Annotated in this window: 11 protein-coding genes; 5 read left to right on the top strand and 6 right to left on the bottom strand. The window is 65.3% G+C overall.

Annotation, left to right across the window (positions count from 1 at the left end):
• Positions 1–47 precede the first annotated feature (47 nt).
• A complete protein-coding gene (locus tag A6B35_RS08275; protein ID WP_193364549.1) occupies positions 48–2,177 on the bottom strand; it encodes an adenylate/guanylate cyclase domain-containing protein in 2,130 nt (709 codons plus the stop codon).
• Positions 2,178–2,863: 686 nt separating this feature from the next.
• Here A6B35_RS08275 and A6B35_RS08270 point away from each other — a divergent pair.
• Both A6B35_RS08270 and A6B35_RS08260 read left to right on the top strand, forming a co-directional pair.
• Positions 2,864–4,036 carry a coiled-coil domain-containing protein gene (locus A6B35_RS08270; RefSeq protein ID WP_006201073.1) on the top strand — a complete coding sequence of 391 codons (1,173 nt, stop codon included), beginning with the start codon at positions 2,864–2,866 and terminating at the stop codon, positions 4,034–4,036.
• A 1,149-nt stretch (positions 4,037–5,185) separates the two neighbouring features.
• On the top strand, positions 5,186–5,626 hold the full coding sequence (locus A6B35_RS08260) for a hypothetical protein (RefSeq protein WP_006201075.1): 441 nt from the start codon (positions 5,186–5,188) through the stop codon (positions 5,624–5,626).
• On the opposite strand, the gene A6B35_RS08255 is transcribed toward A6B35_RS08260, so the two are convergent.
• From A6B35_RS08255 to A6B35_RS08245, 3 genes are read right to left on the bottom strand one after another with little or no spacing between them, the layout of a single operon-like run.
• Positions 5,623–6,510, bottom strand: a complete 888-nt coding sequence (locus A6B35_RS08255; protein WP_006201076.1) for an alpha/beta hydrolase — start codon at positions 6,508–6,510, stop codon at positions 5,623–5,625. The genes A6B35_RS08260 and A6B35_RS08255 overlap by 4 nt on opposite strands.
• A gap of 25 nt (positions 6,511–6,535) precedes the next feature.
• Positions 6,536–8,575, bottom strand: coding sequence for a Fe(3+)-hydroxamate ABC transporter permease FhuB (fhuB, locus tag A6B35_RS08250; RefSeq protein WP_006201077.1), 2,040 nt, complete (start codon positions 8,573–8,575; stop codon positions 6,536–6,538).
• On the bottom strand, positions 8,568–9,437 hold the full coding sequence (locus A6B35_RS08245; RefSeq protein WP_040582398.1) for an ABC transporter substrate-binding protein: 870 nt from the start codon (positions 9,435–9,437) through the stop codon (positions 8,568–8,570). Before A6B35_RS08245 ends, fhuB begins: the two co-directional genes overlap by 8 nt.
• Before the next feature lie 270 nt (positions 9,438–9,707).
• Between A6B35_RS08245 and A6B35_RS08240 the strand changes: the two genes are divergently transcribed.
• The gene (locus tag A6B35_RS08240; protein ID WP_006201079.1) at positions 9,708–10,457 is read left to right on the top strand and encodes a pseudouridine synthase; all 750 of its coding nucleotides are present in this window, start codon (positions 9,708–9,710) and stop codon (positions 10,455–10,457) included.
• Positions 10,458–10,487: 30 nt separating this feature from the next.
• On the opposite strand, the gene A6B35_RS08235 is transcribed toward A6B35_RS08240, so the two are convergent.
• Both A6B35_RS08235 and A6B35_RS08230 read right to left on the bottom strand, forming a co-directional pair.
• Positions 10,488–11,069, bottom strand: coding sequence for a histidine phosphatase family protein (locus tag A6B35_RS08235; RefSeq protein ID WP_006201080.1), 582 nt, complete (start codon positions 11,067–11,069; stop codon positions 10,488–10,490).
• 111 nt (positions 11,070–11,180) lie between these two features.
• Entirely contained in the window at positions 11,181–12,512 is a 1,332-nt protein-coding gene (locus tag A6B35_RS08230) for a dicarboxylate/amino acid:cation symporter (protein WP_040582399.1), read from the bottom strand.
• 233 nt (positions 12,513–12,745) lie between these two features.
• Between A6B35_RS08230 and A6B35_RS08225 the strand changes: the two genes are divergently transcribed.
• Together A6B35_RS08225 and A6B35_RS08220 are read left to right on the top strand one after the other, a co-directional pair.
• The gene (locus A6B35_RS08225; RefSeq protein WP_006201082.1) at positions 12,746–14,617 is read left to right on the top strand and encodes a sensor histidine kinase; all 1,872 of its coding nucleotides are present in this window, start codon (positions 12,746–12,748) and stop codon (positions 14,615–14,617) included.
• Positions 14,614–15,969, top strand: coding sequence for a sigma-54-dependent transcriptional regulator (locus A6B35_RS08220; protein ID WP_006201083.1), 1,356 nt, complete (start codon positions 14,614–14,616; stop codon positions 15,967–15,969). The genes A6B35_RS08225 and A6B35_RS08220 overlap by 4 nt, the downstream gene beginning before the upstream one ends.
• Positions 15,970–16,031 lie beyond the last annotated feature (62 nt).

Below are 16,031 nucleotides of genomic sequence, written 5' to 3'. Positions count from 1 at the left end.
GACGGCGGACAGGTGGAGGGCAAGCCGGTATCGGAGCTGCCCCGCAACTAAAATCTCAATACCCAGGCTTCCACTTTTCCCTTGCCTTTGACTTCGATAGCGCCGCGCGGCTCGAAGACGAATTGGTCCTTGAGCTGTTCGTAGACGGGGCGCGTCACCTGAACAGAGTCGGGAACTCCGCCAGACTCCATGCGACTCGCCAGGTTCACTGTGTCACCCCATAAATCATAGATGTACTTACTCTTCCCAATGACGCCGGCGACCACTGGCCCACTGTTGACGCCAACCCTGAGCTTCATCGAGACGTTGTGTTCCATCGCGTGCTCGCGGGTAATGTGGACCATGCGGATGGCCATGCGGACCATGCGCTCGGCGTGGTTGGCCACCGGCACGGGTAGGCCGCACACCGCCATATAGGCGTCGCCCACCGTCTTGATCTTTTCGATGCCGAGATCATTGGCGGCAACGTCGAAGCGCGTGAAGAGTCCGTTGAGAAACATCACGACATCGTGCGGCGGCATTTCCGATGTCAGTGCCGTGAACCCGACCAGGTCTGCGAAGGCGACCGTGACCTCGGCGAAGCCGTCGGCGATCCTCTCCTCGCCAGCGCGCAGCCGGTTGGCGATCGGTGCCGGCAGGACGTTGAGCAGCAGCTGCTCGTTCTCGCGGTTCTTGTTCTCGATCACGACATTCTTCTGGTGCAGATCCTCAACCATGCCATTGAAGGCCGAGCAGAGCTCGCCAATCTCGTCGCGCGTGCGAACCGGCACGCTGACCGCATAGTCACCAGCAGAGAAGCGTTTCACCCCGGCGGTGAGATCGCGGAGCGGTCCGAGCAGCGCGCGCGAAAGCCAGGCGGCGGTGGAGGCCACCACGAGCAGCGCCAGTCCCCCTACGAGCAGCAGATCCCGGCGGAGTTCGGCGATCGGTGTGAAGGCCTCGGCGCTGTCGATCTTGGCGACGAGAGCCCACTTGACACCGGAAATCGCGAGCGGTCCCCACGACGCGAGCGTCGGGACGCCACGGTATCCGATGATCTCGCCTGTGCCCTCGACACCTGATAGCGCGGCCCGGGTGGCCTGGGTGTCGATGCGCTGATGAAGAACCGGTGTGCCGTATCGTTGAATGTCGGCGATCTCCTCGTCCGAGGCGCCCACCGATTTGACGTCGGCGAAGAAGTTTTCCCGGTTCTCGTAGAACGCCCGCGGGCCAGAGCGCGCCAGATAATCGGGTCCGACGAGATAGGCCTCACCCGTGTCGCCGAACCCTTCCTGCCGCCAGCGGCGGTTACCGGTGACAACGTTGTCGATCTCATCATTCGACAGTTGCGCGACCAGCGCGCCGATGACGACGCCCTGGGCAATAACCGGTGCTACCATGAAGGCGATCGGTGCGCCGCCAGATGGCGCATAAGAGGAGAAATCTTCGAGGCAGATGGCTGACGGGTCTGCGATCTGCGAGCAGCGAGCGACGGCGGCCGCGACGTTGGTGCGACGGTACGGACCCAATTGAAGGGACGTGGTGAAATCCACCTCCTTGTCGACCGTATAGATCAGGCGACCTGATTTGGGATCGGCAATCATGAGATCGAAAAGGCCGACCGTGGTAGCCGCAGCGCGCATCAATGGATGATATATGGCATGCAGCCGGCTGTACTCGCTTCCATCGCCGGCGTCGTCGAGAAGCTTGCGCCGCTCCGGGTTCGGGCTTTCCACAATGTAGTGATACTGCAGATAGTAGGGGGCGCCACCGACCGGCAGGTAGTCCGACAAGGCTGGTTCCCTGCCCAGGATGCGCGTCATCTCAGGGATGAAGTTCGCGGCGTACCAATCGCCGACCTTCTGCCGCAGGTCAGGCGGCGCGCCTGCCCGGTCGAGTTGGTCGACCGCGATCCGGAACTCGCGTGTCGCATCGACCACCATCTTGGAAGTGGCAAGCAGGCGCAGCTCCGACTGGATCGTGCGGAAGTAGGTTTCAACCTGGCGTGTCTTGGCCTGACGGGCGGCCGTGAGTTGGTCGAAGACGGCTTTTTCTAAAGCATCGCGGGCGCGGATATAACCGAGCACCCCGGTCACCAGGACTGCGATCGCGCCAAGCAGGACGAGGGTTGTAAACAGCTTTGCAGCCAAGCCCCAACGCGGGGGGCGAGACGATCCGGTCACATCTGGAGAAGACATGAGATCTGACATTGCTTTTGCATCACGTCGGGAAAAGGAGCGTCGGCGTCGAGTCGGACGGCAAGCCAAGATTGTGTTTCATCTGTTACCCTCTCCCTCGCGTATGCATACCAACTTTACTGCGAGACGTGTGCGGGAATGCGTTGTCGATTTGCCCCGCACGGCGCAGAAGCGTCGCGGTCGCACGGACACCGTCCCCTCGTTCTATCGCTGGGTTTAGCAACTAAACTCGCCAACTGCATAGCGCACCGTGCGCCGTGGCACCCCCGGCAGCAAACGGTTACGGCCGTGGCCTCGCGCTTCGGCTTCTCGCATTTCGGCAACTTTTCCGCCGAGAACTAGCGCCAGTTTGCGGAACCGCCCTCGATGAAGCTCGCCAAGGCGCTCGAAGCCCATGGCAGCTAGTACTTTAGGAGACCCTTTTGAGAGGATTGGGAATCCCCCTACCCTTATTCGGTACTTACTGCCCCTACATGCCTTTGATAGCTTGAATGACATGCCTGAGGGGTTGCCTGGCGCGGTAGCGCGGAGCGCTCGGGTTTGCGTCGACTCTGACGCCACAGGCAAGCGTTTCACCAGTGCGGTCGACCCATGGAGGATCCGCAATGGATCACGGGCGGAGATCCAACTGGGCTTCTACGCCCCTCGGCCACTCTCCTGACCGAGCACACGCGGCAATAGCTGGGTTGCTCAATAACGGCCGCAAACAGTCGGGCGCCGCCCCGCTGCCCTTCATTCCGATTTGCCTGGTGCTGTTTGGATTTGCGGCAATCGTATTCGTTCCGCCAGAAACGAAACCTCCCGTCACTGCCGTCCAAGTCACGCAGCCGAACGACGTCCCGATGGGGCCTGCTTCTGCGGCACAGAAGCAAACCTTGGAGGAGCGCGACCTGGCTGAACGCGAACGCGCAGCAAATGAACAGAGTTTCCTCACGCGACGAAACGATATCGATGCAATCAAGACCAGCGCGCATGAGGAAAATCTGCCCCGCGAGCTGGCGGCGCCCGGCCTGGAACTTGCTGCCGAGGGCGTCGCGGCGCGCAATCCCGCTGAAGCTTCTCTGGCCCGGACGAAGCAGGCGCTTGACGAGGAGCGCCGGAAGGTCGAACTCCTGGAGCGAGAGATCGCGGAGGCCCGTCAGGCCTTCGAAGTGCTGGTGGCAAGCGCGAAGCTGGCGGCGACGACGCAGGCCGGCGCTATCCAGGGCCGGCAGCTTGCCGAAGCCGCGCGCAATACCGCGGAAGTGTCTCTGGCCGGGACGAGGCGGGCGCTTGAAGAGGAGCGCCGGAAGGTCGGGCTTCTGGAGCGTGATATCGCCAAGGCCCGTCAATCCATCGAAGCTCTGGAGGGAAGCGCGAAGCTGGCAGCAACAACGCAGGCCGGCGCCATCCAGGGCCGGCAGCTTGCCGAAGCTGCTGCAAGGCAAGCTGGCGAGGCGCTCGCACGGGAACGCGAAAGAGCAAGCTCGCTGGCGAGCGATCTTGAAACCGCTCGGCAGGAACGCGACGCGGCAAAGAAGGAATTGACCCGGATATCGACGGCGTTCAAGGAGGCGTGGGAGCAGGAGCGCGAAAAGGCCATTGGCCTGGCCCGCGACCTCGCTTCGGCACGCAAGGACATCGCCGCCCTTAAGCGCGCTGCTGAGCGTCGCACCTCGCAGGTCGAAAACGCAGCAAAGGCACGCCCCATCGATCGCGCAAGCGCGCGCGCGTCTCAGCGCAGATCGTCGCCAAACTCGGGGCAGCAGGAAGTCGGCAGCGCGGAAGTACGCAAGTCGCGAGCCGCTCGCCTGATGACGATCGAGCTGCCAGACGCGCTGCTTCCCACGCGGCCGCCGGCTGAGGGATTGCGCCAATGACAGCCGGGGAACGGAGGATTGCGATGCGCAAATATCTCGCGGCCGCTTTCTCGATTGCGATCGCGATCGAGCCTGCCATGGCCCTCGAGGCGGGCGTTGGTACCCGGGCGGGCAATGTGGGGGTTGGCGCCAGTGTGGGCGTCGGCCAGAAGGGGGCGTCAGTCGGTGTTGGCGCGGACATCGGTAGCGTTGGAGGGGCAGACGCCGGAGCTTCGCTCGGAACCGGCAACGGCCCGGTCGGCGCAAGCGTTGGAGCCAGCGGCCAACTCGGCGGCGCGAGCGTTGGAACGAGCGGCCAAGTTAGTGGAGAAGACGCCTCGTCGGATAGTAGCGCAGCAAGCACCCCTCCAGGCGATACCCCCGGTGCTCCCGCCGCCACGGCGGCCGCGGCCGTCGGCGCGCCAAAATCCATCGCCCTGCCGCGCATCCTCTGGCCCAGGAGCAGTCGCTCATCGGCCGTGACGACAATTGAAGCGATACCGGGCACGCCGGGTGCAATGGTTCGCGCCTGCCGCGAGGCGATTGAGCTGGCCGCTATTCCGTTTGGTGTCGTGAATGTACGTGCGATGAGCGCAGGCTCCCTACGCCGTCTGAGCCGAGGCGCAGTCTCGGCCCCGATTGCAGTTCGCATACATTATGCAAGGCAAGGTGGTGCCGAGATCCGGCAGGCGCGAATCAGATGCCACCTCGACGCTGCAGGCCGAGTGATCAGGCTGACATAGATGTTCGGCCTTGGGTTTGCTCACCCGATGGATAGGTCTGCGCGAACCCAAGCGCCAGGTTGGCGGATACGTTCACCCTCAGCACGGCCAAGGTAAGCCACCCTGCGCCTGGACTGGTGCCATCGGATGGAGAAGCTGTGCGACCGGCTACCGTTGACCCCAAACGGTTTCCTGCGCTGAGGCCGTGATGGCGTCGAGGCGCTCGGCCATGGCTCGCGCGAATTTGTCGATGCGGTCGGCTTCTTCTGCTCCAGGCGCTTTTCTCGTCCGCAGCGCCGATCTGAAACAGCGCCAGCCTTTCGGTCGCGTATTCGCCGGCTCCACCCGCTGAAATCACTTTGCTCGCATCGGCCGATTGGCGGATTTGATTTGCTTGGTGATCCCCGATCCCTAGGGCAAACTGCCTGCCGGGGCTGCAGGAGGAGAAATGAGAGCACGCGCAGCTACGGTCGGCGATCTCGAGAGTGTTTTCCGGGGTCTGTCCAAGCGGATATCGGACGAGTATGTGGCGGCCGGCAAGGACAGCAAGGCCGCCTACGACAATCTGATGATGAATTTGAAGGAAGGCCGTGCCCATGCCCTTGTCGAGGGCGAAAAAACGGTGGCGATCATCGCCTGGAACGAACATAGCGACGCCGCCGATACGCTGTTTGCCGCGCAGGAGGGTTTCTTCAGCGCCGCCACCATCCGCTTCTGCAAGCGGCACATTCGCCATATCCAGGCGCTGGCCGGCAACCTCCCCATTCGCTCGCGCAGCTGGCTGCAGAGAACCGACGTCGCCAAATGGTTCCGGATCATCGGCTATGTCGAACGCGGCCAGGAGAATGGCGCTACTTTGTTCGAACTGCCACCGGCTCGCGGCGGCTAGCGGCCACCTCCCCTCGCCACCGCAAACGCCGTCTGCACCGCGCGGTTGACGGTGACCGGCAGGATCGACATGTGGTTTTCGCCGGCGTGCAATTCGAAACTGGCGCGCAAGCTCGGGATGGCGTCGAGGCGCTCGGCCATTGCCCGGGCGAATTCGTCGGTGCGGGTTACCCTTTTCTGCTCCAGGCGCTTCTGCTCGTCGGCGGCGCCGATCTGAAACGGCGCCAGTTTTTCGGTCTCGTATTCGCCGGCCGACAGGATCATTTGCGCGCTCAAGCCGTCCGGGACGGCGGTCTCGAATGTTTCGAGAAACCGGTCGATGGCGCGGTCTTCCCAATAGATGGCCGGGCTCGCCGCAATCCAGGTGCTGAAGGCACGCGGGCGGGTGAACAGCGCATAGAGCGCGAACAGGCCACCGAAGGAGTGTCCGTACAGCGCCTGCCGGCCAGCGTCGATCCTGGCGCGGCTGGCCACGAACGGCTTCAGCTCGTCCTCGATGAAGGTCAGGAATTTTTCGGCGCCGCCGGTCCGCACCTCGGGGCCGCCTTCGTGGAAAGGCGGATAGGTCTTGCCGGGCGGCGGGCCAAGATCCCAGGAGCGCCTGAGCGGGTCATAGGCGCCGGCGACGGGATAGCCGATGGCGACTATGACTCCGTCTTCGATGTTGGTGCCCGAGGGGTAGCCCGATTGCGCGCGCATGGCATCGACGGCGGTGCCGATGACGGCGTTGCCGTCGGTCATGTAGAGGACCGGCCAGCCGGCCTCGGGGGTTTCACCGGGCGGCACATGCAGGAAGATCCGCCAGGGCTCGCCGCCCGCGGCGGGAACGAAGTCGTGGACCGTGGTGTCGGCGATCAAGGCTGGCGTCGCGATCGACTGGAACATGGAGATCTCCGGAGGAACAAAAGCGTCAGCGGCGGCGCAGCAGCCACATCAGCACCGGGCCGCCGATCAGCGTGGCAACGAGGCCGGCCGGGATCTGGCGCGGGAAGATGGCGGTGCGGCCGATCCAGTCGGCGGCAACCATGATCAGCGCGCCTGCCAGCACCGCGCCCAGGGCCTGCGGCAGCGCGCGCGCCAGCCCCAGGCGGCGGGCGAGATGCGGCGCCATCAGGCCGATGAAGGTCAGTGGACCGACGATCAGGGTCGAGGCGGCGGTGAGTGCAGCAACCATCAGCAGCACCGCGAGCCGCGTCTTGCGCAGGTCGATGCCAAGGCCTTGTACGGCAGGCGCGCCGAGCGGCAGCATGTCCAGCCAGCGGATGAAGGCAGGCGCGAGCAGGAACAGGCAAAGCGCAATGGCCGAAGTCAGCAGCGCCGAACCCACATCGACACCATAGGTCGAGCCGGTCAGCCAGTTGAGCAGCAGCATGGCGCGCGGATCGCCGGTGGCGGTCAGCACCAGGATCAGCGCGTCGAACAGCGCCGTCAGCGCGACGCCGGCGAGTAGCAGCCGTTCGGGCGCATAGGCGGCGCGGCGGCCGAGCGTCAGCGTGACCAGCAAGGCGGCGAAGGCGCCGGCGGTGGCGGCGGCGGTCTGGACAGGGCGGCCGGGATCGGAGACTAAGAACAGCGCCAGCACCATGCCGAGTGCTGCCCCGGCGCTAATGCCGAGCACTTCGGGGCTGGCCATCGGATTGCCAGTCAGCCGCTGCATCATCAGCCCGGCCAGCGCCAGCATGGCGCCGGCGGAAAGCGCTGCCGTGACGCGTGGCCAGCGCCATGACAGCAAGGGTTGAAGCTGATCTCCGAAAGCAAAACTCCAGCCATGCGGCCCCGGCCCCAGCAGCAAGGCAAGCCCGACCAGCACAATCAAGGACAGTCCAAGCGCCGCCAGCACCAGGCCGGGCCGGCGGCTTCGAGGCAGATGCTCTGCGGTCAGCGCCGGGGCTTCCGAGGCCAGTGCAAGGCGTGGCAGCAACCACAGCAGAAGGGGCGCGCCGAGAAGTGCCGTGATGGCGCCGGTCGGCAACAGGTCACCCTGTGGCCCGGTCGCCAATTGCACCGCCTGGTCGGCGGCCCAGAGCAGAACCGCGCCGACGAGTGGTGCCATGAGCAGCCGCTGGCCGAGGCGGCGGGCGCCGCCGATGCGGGCGAGCGTGGCGGCGGCCAGGCCGACGAAGCCGATGACGCCGACGGCGGCGACGACGAAAGCAATGAGCGCCACCGCCGCGCCGAGCCCGGCGACTCGGTAGACGCCGAGCGGCAGGCCAAGGCTGCGGGCGCCTTCGTCTTCAAGGCCGAGCAAGGTCAGCGGACGGACCATCAGGCCGATGGCGACGACGGCGGCAGCGAGGCGCGGCAGCAGCCAGAGCGTCGTCGTCCAGTCCTGCTGGCCGAGCGAGCCGGCACCCCAGATGAACAGGCTGGCCAGCCATTCATGCCGCAACACGATGAGGGCAGCGCCGATGGCGCCGGCATAGAGGCTGACGACCAGGCCGGCGAGCACGACGGAGAGCGGCGACAGACGCTTGTGCCAGGACAGAGCGACAACCGCGACTATCGCAACGAAGGCGCCGACCAGCGCCACCCATTCGCGGCCGAAGGCGAGCAAGGACGGCGCGGCAAGCGTCGCCAGCGCCAGCGCCAGATGGGCGCCGGCCGAGACGCCGACCGTTTCCGGCGAGGCCAAAGGGTTGCGCAGCACCTGCTGCAGAACGGTTCCAGCGAGCCCAAGTGCTGCGCCACAGAGCAGGCTGATGGCCAGCCGCGGCAGGAAGGCATAGTGGACGAGCACCAGCCGCATGTCCGCGACATCAGGCGTGCCGAGCGCGTCGAGCCAGAGCGCCGCCGGCAATTGCGCGGCAAGATTGGAGAGTGTGGCAGTGGTGGCGGCGGCCGAGAGCACTACGCAGAGCAGGATGGCGCCGAGCGGCTGGCCGGCGGATAGGCGGCGCGACCATATCCCACCGGCGCGCCTACCACCCTGGGCGACAGTGTCGTCAGCCATGCGCGGCATCTCCGGTCATCGCCTTGGCCAGCTCGTGCGCGAAGCGGGCTGCGGACGGCAGCGCGCCGAACATCAGCACGGCCGGCAGGCGCATGATCGAGCGGTTGCGCACGAAGGGCATGGCGTTCCAGACCGGGCTTTCGGTCAGCGTACCGCCGGCGCCCTCGGGCAGGGGCTCCATGTAGGCCAGCCGCGCGTCACTTGCAGTGGCTAGGCCGTCCAGGCCGAGCGTGGCAAAGCCCCAATAGTTGGTGTCGCCCGTCCAGGCGTTGCGGATGCCGATGCGGTCGAACACATCCTGGAACAGGCTCTGCCGACCATAGACACGCACATTGCGTGGATCCATGAAGTTGACGATGTAGAGCGGCCGCGCCGACAATGGCGCCAACTGCTGCCGGATTTCCAGGAAACCGGCCTCCGTCGCGGCAATCAGCGCCTCGCCTTCTTCCTCCTTGCCGACAAGCCGAGCCAGCTGCCGGGTCGCATCGACGGCAAGCTGATAGGGCCGGCCCTCCTCGGTGTAGATGCCGATTGTCGTCACCGGCGCGACGCGCTCAAGCAGCGGCTTGATGCCGTCCAGATAGGGGATGGCCAGGATGACATCCGGGCGCAGTTGCTGCAGGAATTCGAGGTTGGGTTCGAGCAGCGTGCCGACATCGGCGATCTCCGGCGGCAGCGGCGGCTCGACCACCCATTTCTCCCAGACTTCGCGGTCGGCAATGGCGACCGGCCGGACGCCGAGCATCAGCAAGGTCTCGGTCAGCCCGGCGTCCAGTGAGACTATGCGCAGGGGGCGCGGCGCGGCGGAAAGCGAGCCGGCGAAGGGCAGCAGGAAAAGCCCAAGCGCGCCTCGCCGGGTCATGCTGCCGCGCCTGGCCGCCCGTCTGTCATTCTCCGGCACGATCCTGGTCTCCTCTGCGCCGCGATCTTGAATACCCGGCTTGCAGCCGCCGGTGCCAAGCTGACTATGAAACATGACTTTCATAGTCAACATTCAAGATGACGAAACCGGCCAACAATCTTCGCTACGTGGAATCATGCGGCGCTCTCGCGGTATGCCCCGGGCGGGTTGCGCAACGATCGCCGCGCATGGCATCTGTCGATGACCACCGGGAAGAACACCCACCAACGCATGACACGGCCGCCCAACATCGCCCGCCGACCACCTCCCGCCGGGGTCAGCCTTTGCCGTGCGCTGTCGAAGCTTGGGCTGTGCTCGCGCAAGCAGGCCGAGGCGCTGGTCGCCGAGGGGCGGGTGCGGGTCGGCGGCAAGGTGGTGCGCAACGGATCGCTGCGCGTCAATCCCGGCCGCGACCGCATCACCGTCGACGGTGAGCGCATCGTTGCCGAGCGCAAGGTCTATCTGATGGTCAACAAGCCGCGCGGTTTGGTCACCACCCGGGACGACCCGCAGGATCGAGATACGGTCTATGACTGCCTGGTTGGGCTCGACCTGCCCTTCGTGTCGCCGGTCGGCCGCCTCGACAAGGCGAGCGAAGGCCTGCTGTTGATGACCAACGACACGCATTGGGGAAATGGCCTGCTCGACCCCGCCTCGCATGTCGCCAAGACCTATCACGTGCAGATCGGCACCCAGCCGGACGAGGCGATGCTGGCGCGGTTTCGCGAAGGCGCGGTCGTCGATGGTGAGCTTTTGACGGCCCGTTCGATCGAGATGCTGCGCAGCGGCGGCCGCACGGCATGGCTCGAAATCGTGCTCGACGAAGGACGCAACCGCCAGATCCGCCGCCTGCTCGGCGCCTTCGACGTCGAGGTGCTGCGGCTGGTGCGGGTGGCGATCGGACACTTGCAACTCGGCGATCTCGCCAAAGGCGAGGCGCGGCACCTCACTCCCGAGGAACGGGCGATGCTAGCGAACTGAGCTACGGGCACGCGGCTGCCGTCAGCCTTGCTATTTCTGGTTCCACCTGCGGATAACCGGTTCGGTAAGGTCGTGCTCGTAACCGAGCGTGCTGAGGCTCGCGGTGTCCAGCACCAGCAGGGCGCCGTCCTGCGGCGGCAGGCCGAGCCAGCGCGCCGCAAGCACGCGCAGGAAATGCGCGCTCGAAAACACCAGCACGTTGCCGCCGGCGGCTCGCAGGCCGCTGACGATCCGGTCGGCCCTGGCGCCGACATCCGCTGCCATCTCACCGCCCGGACAGCCGTCGCGAAATACATTCCAACCGGGGCGCGCGGCAAGGATCTGTTTGGTGGTCAGCCCCTCATAGGCGCCGTAATCCCATTCCTGCAGATCGTCTTTCTTGACGCCGGCCGCGCCGAACCCGGCGAGAGTGCAGGTGTTGTAGGCCCGCTGCGACGGGCTCGACCAGACTGCCTGGAACGACAGGCCCTTGAGGCGCTCCGCCACAGAGCGGGCAGCAGCCTCGCCGGCAGCCGTCAGCGGGATGTCTGTGCGGCCTGTGTGCTTGCCCGACGCACTCCATTCCGTCTCGCCGTGGCGAACCAGGTAGATTTCGGGAAACGTGCTGCTCATTCACGGGCCTTTCGCAATGGCGGGTTGAGATCAACCTATGCGCCGGCCGGTGAAAAGAACAGGCCGCAGCCGGTGACCGGCTGCGGCCTGCACAGGCGAAAGCCTGAAGGATCAGGCGGGTTGCAGGCCCGGCAGCGAGAGATCTGCCTCTTCCGGAAGATCGCCTGCCATCGCGGCGGCGAACTTGGTCTGGTCGAGCTCGCCTTCCCAGCGCGCCACGACGATCGTCGCCACCGCGTTGCCGACGAAGTTGGTCAACGCCCTGCACTCCGACATGAAACGGTCGACGCCGAGGATCAGCGCCATGCCGGCGACCGGTACCGACGGCACGACCGAAAGCGTCGCCGCCAGCGTGATGAAGCCGGCGCCGGTGATGCCGGCGGCACCCTTGGAGCTCAGCATCGCAACCAACAGCAGCAGGATCTGGTCGCCGAAGGTGAGCGGCGTGTCGGTCGCCTGGGCGATGAACAGGGCGGCCAGCGTCATATAGATATTGGTGCCGTCGAGGTTGAAGGAATAGCCGGTCGGGACGACCAGGCCGACCACCGAGCGGTTGCAACCGGCGCGCTCCATCTTGGCCATCAGGCCAGGCAATGCTGCTTCCGAGGACGAGGTGCCGAGAACGAGCAGCAGCTCTTCCTTGATGTAGCGGATCAGTGCGAGGATCGAGAAGCCGTTGTAGCGGGCGACGGCGCCGAGCACCACAATCACGAAGAGGAAAGCAGTCAGGTAGAAGGTGCCGATCAGCATGGCGAGATTGGCGATCGAGGCGATGCCGTATTTGCCGACGGTGAAGGCCATGGCGCCGAAGGCGCCGATGGGGGCGGCCTTCATCAGGATGGCGACCAGGCGGAAGATCGGCGTGGTCAGCGCCTGCAGGAAATCGACCACCGGGCGGCCGCGATCGCCGACCAGGGCGAGAGAGACGCCAAACAGCACCGAGAAGAACAGCACCTGCAGGATATCGCCCTGGGCGAAGGCGCCGGTGATGGTGTCGGGGATGATGTTCATCAGGAAGCCGACGATGGTCGTGTCATGCGCCTTCTCGGTGAAGGTCGTCACCTTGGTGGCATCGAGTGTCGCCGGATTGATGTGCATGCCGGCGCCGGGCTGGACGACATTGGAGACGACCAGGCCGACGACGAGCGCCAGAGTCGAGAAGAACAGGAAATAGATCATCGCCTTGCCGGCGACTCGGCCGACCTTCTGCAGGTCGGAAACGCCGGCGATGCCGGTTGCGACCGTCAGGAAGATGACCGGCGCGATCACCATCTTGACCAGCTTGATGAAGGCGTCGCCGAGCGGCTTCAGTGACGCGCCCAATTCGGGATAGAAATGGCCGAGCAGGATGCCGGCGGCGATGGCGGTAAGCACCTGCACGTAAAGATGCCGGTAAAAGGGAACTTTGCCGCGCGGTTCGGCGGCAGCGAATGCTGTCTGCATGACGTCCTCCATTGTGCCCCGATCGAACCCTCGACCTCCCGGGGCGTTGACCTCCAACAGCCTCGCGGCTGCTGCGAATGAGATTGCAACAGGCGTGCCAGTTTCTGCTTGTGAGCTCTTCCGATTGATTTTGTTGAATATTTTCTGTTCGATCGATGCATTGCCATATCGCGACGTGCGGCCATCCGCATAAGTCGAATTGTGCTTTGTGCGAAATCATGCACAGATAGGCCATGCTGCAACGCCCCGCCGCTGCCCCAGCTCAAGTCCTGTCTTCGACGCCCGAGCAACTCGGCAAGCGGGCGCGCCGGGCCTGGCTGTTGTTCGCAGCTGCGGCGCTCGCAATCACCGCGGCGGCGCTTTACGGCGCCGGCCTCTATGGCCGCAGCACCGAAATCCGGGCACTGGCGGCGCAAGGGCGCACCGACGCCAACCTGAAGGTCGCGCTGCTGCGCGCGGTGCTGGAGAACCCGCGCGCGCTGCCTCTGCTTCTGTCGGAGGACCAGCAGGTGCGTGACGCGCTGACCGAGCGCAACCCGGTGGCAATCGACGTTTTGAACCGCAAGCTCGAAGGGCTGGTCTCCGGCACCAAGGCCTCGGTGCTCTACGTCACCGGCATAGACGGCCTGGCCATCGCCTCCAGCAACTGGCGTGAGCCGACAAGCTTCGTTGGCAACGACTATGGTTTTCGCGCCTATTTTTCTGGCGCGATGCAGACCGGCACCGCGGAATATTTCGCGCTCGGCAATGTCAGCAAGCGTCCGGGCCTTTACATTTCACGCCGCGTCGGCAGCGCCTCGGCACCCCTCGGCGTCGTTGTCGTCAAGATGGAGTTCGACCAGCTCGAGGCAGACTGGCACGAGGCCAACCGCCCGGCCTATGTCAGCGATGATCATGGCGTCGTGCTGATCACCAGCGTACCTTCCTGGCGCTTCATGACGACGGCACCGCTTGGCCAGCCCGTGCTTGGCGAAATCCGCAACAGCCAGCAGTTCGGCAACGCGCCGCTGGTGCCGCTGCCGATCAATCGGCCGCAAGCCTTGAGCGCCGACGTCGCGCTCGTCCACGCGATCACGCCGGGCGGCAGCGAAGCCGAATATCTCAGGCTCTCGACGCCGATCGCCTCGACGCCGTGGCGACTTGACTATCTCGTTCCGGCGGCGGCGCCGATTGCTGCAGCTCAGCGTGAAATGCGGCTTCTGGCGCTTGGCGTCATCGGTCCACTCATTGGCCTTGCCGCCTATCTTTTGTGGCGCCGGCAGTCGGGTGAGATGCGCATCGCCGCCGAACAGGCGGCGCGCACCGAACTCGAACGCCGCGTCGTCGAGCGCACCGAGGATCTGAGCCGCGCCCGCGACCGGCTGCAGGCCGAGATCACGGGCCATCGCAGTACGGAAGCCAAGCTGCAGGTGGTGCAGCAGGAGCTGGTTCAGGCGAACCGGTTGGCCATCCTCGGCCAGGTCGCCGCCGGCGTCGCGCACGAGATCAACCAGCCGGTCGCCACGATCCGCGCCTATGCCGACAATGCCCGCGTCTTCCTCGACAGGAAGCAGACCGTACCGGCCGAAGAGAATCTCGGCGCCATCGCCGCACTTACGGAACGCATCGGCACCATCACCGAGGAATTGAAAGCCTTTGCCCGCAAGGGCCGCACCGCGGCCGAGCCGGTCGAACTCAAGGGTGTCATCGAGGGCGCGGTGGTGCTGCTTCGAAGTCGCTTTGCCGGTCGGCTCGACGCGCTTGATATCACGCCGCCACCACCGGGCCTCAAGGTGAAGGGCAACCGGATCCGGCTTGAACAGGTGCTGATCAACCTGTTCCAGAATGCACTGGAAGCGCTTGACGGCCGCGAGAACGCCAGGGTCGAGGTGTCGGCCGAGGAGACGGCTGACGGCGTGACCGTCAATGTGTCGGACAACGGGCCGGGCATTCCGCCCGAAATCCTCAAGTCGCTGTTCACGCCGTTCAACACGTCGAAGGAAAAAGGCCTCGGGCTCGGGCTCGTCATTTCGAAGGACATCGTCGCCGACTATGGCGGACGCATCGAGGTTGCAAGCGACGACCGCGGCACCCGTTTCACCATCCATCTTGCGAAAGCAGCATGACGAGCAACGATCCCGCACCGGTCGTCCTGATCGATGACGACATCGATCTGCTGAAGGCCACAAGGCAGACGCTGGAACTGGCCGGGTTTTCGGTGTCGGCCTTTTCCTCGGCGGCCAAGGCGCTGGCCGGGCTCGATGCCGGCTTTGGCGGCGTCGTGGTGTCCGACATCAGGATGCCGGAGATCGACGGCCTGCAGCTTTTCGACCGCATCCTGGAACTGGATCCGGACATTCCGGTGATCCTGATCACCGGGCACGGCGACATCGCCATGGCCGTCAAGGCGATCAGGGACGGCGTCTACGACTTCATCACCAAGCCCTTTGCCGCCGACAAGCTGGCGCAAAGTGTGTGGCGCGCGGCGGAAAAGCGCCGCCTGGTGATGGAGAACCGGGCCTTGCGCGAGGCGGCCGAGCAGGCGCAGGACGGCCTGCCGCTGATCGGCCAGACGCCGGCGATGGAAAGGCTGCGCCGCACGCTCAGACAAATCGCCGACACCGATGTCGACGTGCTGGTGACCGGCGAGACCGGTTCCGGCAAGGAGGTGGTCGCGAGCCTCTTGCACAGCTGGAGCCGCCGCGCGAAGGGCAATTTCGTGGCGCTGAATTGCGGCACACTGCCGGAAACCGTGATCGAGAGCGAATTGTTCGGCCACGAGGCCGGCGCCTTCACCGGCGCGCAGAAGAAGCGGATCGGCCGCATCGAGCATGCCAGCGGCGGCACGCTGTTCCTCGACGAGATCGAAAGCATGCCGCCGTCGACGCAGGTGCAGATGCTGAGGGTGCTGGAAATGCGCGAGGTGACGCCGCTCGGCACCAACGAGGTGCGGCCGGTCGACCTGCGCGTCGTCGCGGCCGCCAAGGTCGATCTCGGCGATCCCAGCCAGCGCGGCGCCTTTCGCGAAGACCTCTATTACCGGCTCAACGTGGTGACGATCTCGATCCCGCCGCTGCGCGAGCGCCGCGACGATATTCTTCTCCTGTTCGGTTATTTCGCCGAGCGCGCCGCCACCCGTTTCCGGCGTTCGGTGCCGGCCGTGCCGGCCTCCGTCCAGCGCCATCTCAGGGAACATGACTGGCCGGGCAATGTACGGGAACTGGCGCATTTTGCTGAGCGCTTCGTGCTCGGGTTGGAAGAAGGAGGCGAAGCACGGGCCGCCGCGCCGGTGGAGCTGGATGACGCCATGCCGTTGCCGGAGCGGCTGGATCGCTACGAGGCCGACATCATCCGTGAGACGCTTGGCCGCAATGACGGCGACGTCAGGCGCACGATCGAGGCGCTGGGGATTCCGCGCAAGACCTTCTACGACAAGCTGCAGCGGCACGGCATCGTGCGCAGCGATTTCTCCAAATAGATCAAGCCTGTGGAACCAGATCGCCCATCTGACCGTTGAGCTTGACCGGCAAACCGTGGCAC

The organism is Mesorhizobium amorphae CCNWGS0123 (genome assembly GCF_001686985.1).
Taxonomy (GTDB): Bacteria; Pseudomonadota; Alphaproteobacteria; order Rhizobiales; family Rhizobiaceae; genus Mesorhizobium; species Mesorhizobium amorphae.
This window is presented reverse-complemented; position numbering and strand designations above follow the sequence as displayed.

What these genes read in the sequence shown, in the direction of transcription:
- A6B35_RS08275 (WP_193364549.1), bottom strand. Translation starts at nt 2,177, where the DNA reads ATGTCTTCTCCAGATGTGACCGGATCGTCTCGCCCCCCGCGTTGGGGC.
- A6B35_RS08260 (WP_006201075.1), top strand. Translation starts at nt 5,186, where the DNA reads ATGAGAGCACGCGCAGCTACGGTCGGCGATCTCGAGAGTGTTTTCCGG.
- A6B35_RS08255 (WP_006201076.1), bottom strand. Translation starts at nt 6,510, where the DNA reads ATGTTCCAGTCGATCGCGACGCCAGCCTTGATCGCCGACACCACGGTC.
- fhuB (WP_006201077.1), bottom strand. Translation starts at nt 8,575, where the DNA reads ATGGCTGACGACACTGTCGCCCAGGGTGGTAGGCGCGCCGGTGGGATA.
- A6B35_RS08245 (WP_040582398.1), bottom strand. Translation starts at nt 9,437, where the DNA reads ATGACCCGGCGAGGCGCGCTTGGGCTTTTCCTGCTGCCCTTCGCCGGC.
- A6B35_RS08240 (WP_006201079.1), top strand. Translation starts at nt 9,708, where the DNA reads ATGACACGGCCGCCCAACATCGCCCGCCGACCACCTCCCGCCGGGGTC.
- A6B35_RS08235 (WP_006201080.1), bottom strand. Translation starts at nt 11,069, where the DNA reads ATGAGCAGCACGTTTCCCGAAATCTACCTGGTTCGCCACGGCGAGACG.
- A6B35_RS08230 (WP_040582399.1), bottom strand. Translation starts at nt 12,512, where the DNA reads ATGCAGACAGCATTCGCTGCCGCCGAACCGCGCGGCAAAGTTCCCTTT.
- A6B35_RS08225 (WP_006201082.1), top strand. Translation starts at nt 12,746, where the DNA reads ATGCTGCAACGCCCCGCCGCTGCCCCAGCTCAAGTCCTGTCTTCGACG.
- A6B35_RS08220 (WP_006201083.1), top strand. Translation starts at nt 14,614, where the DNA reads ATGACGAGCAACGATCCCGCACCGGTCGTCCTGATCGATGACGACATC.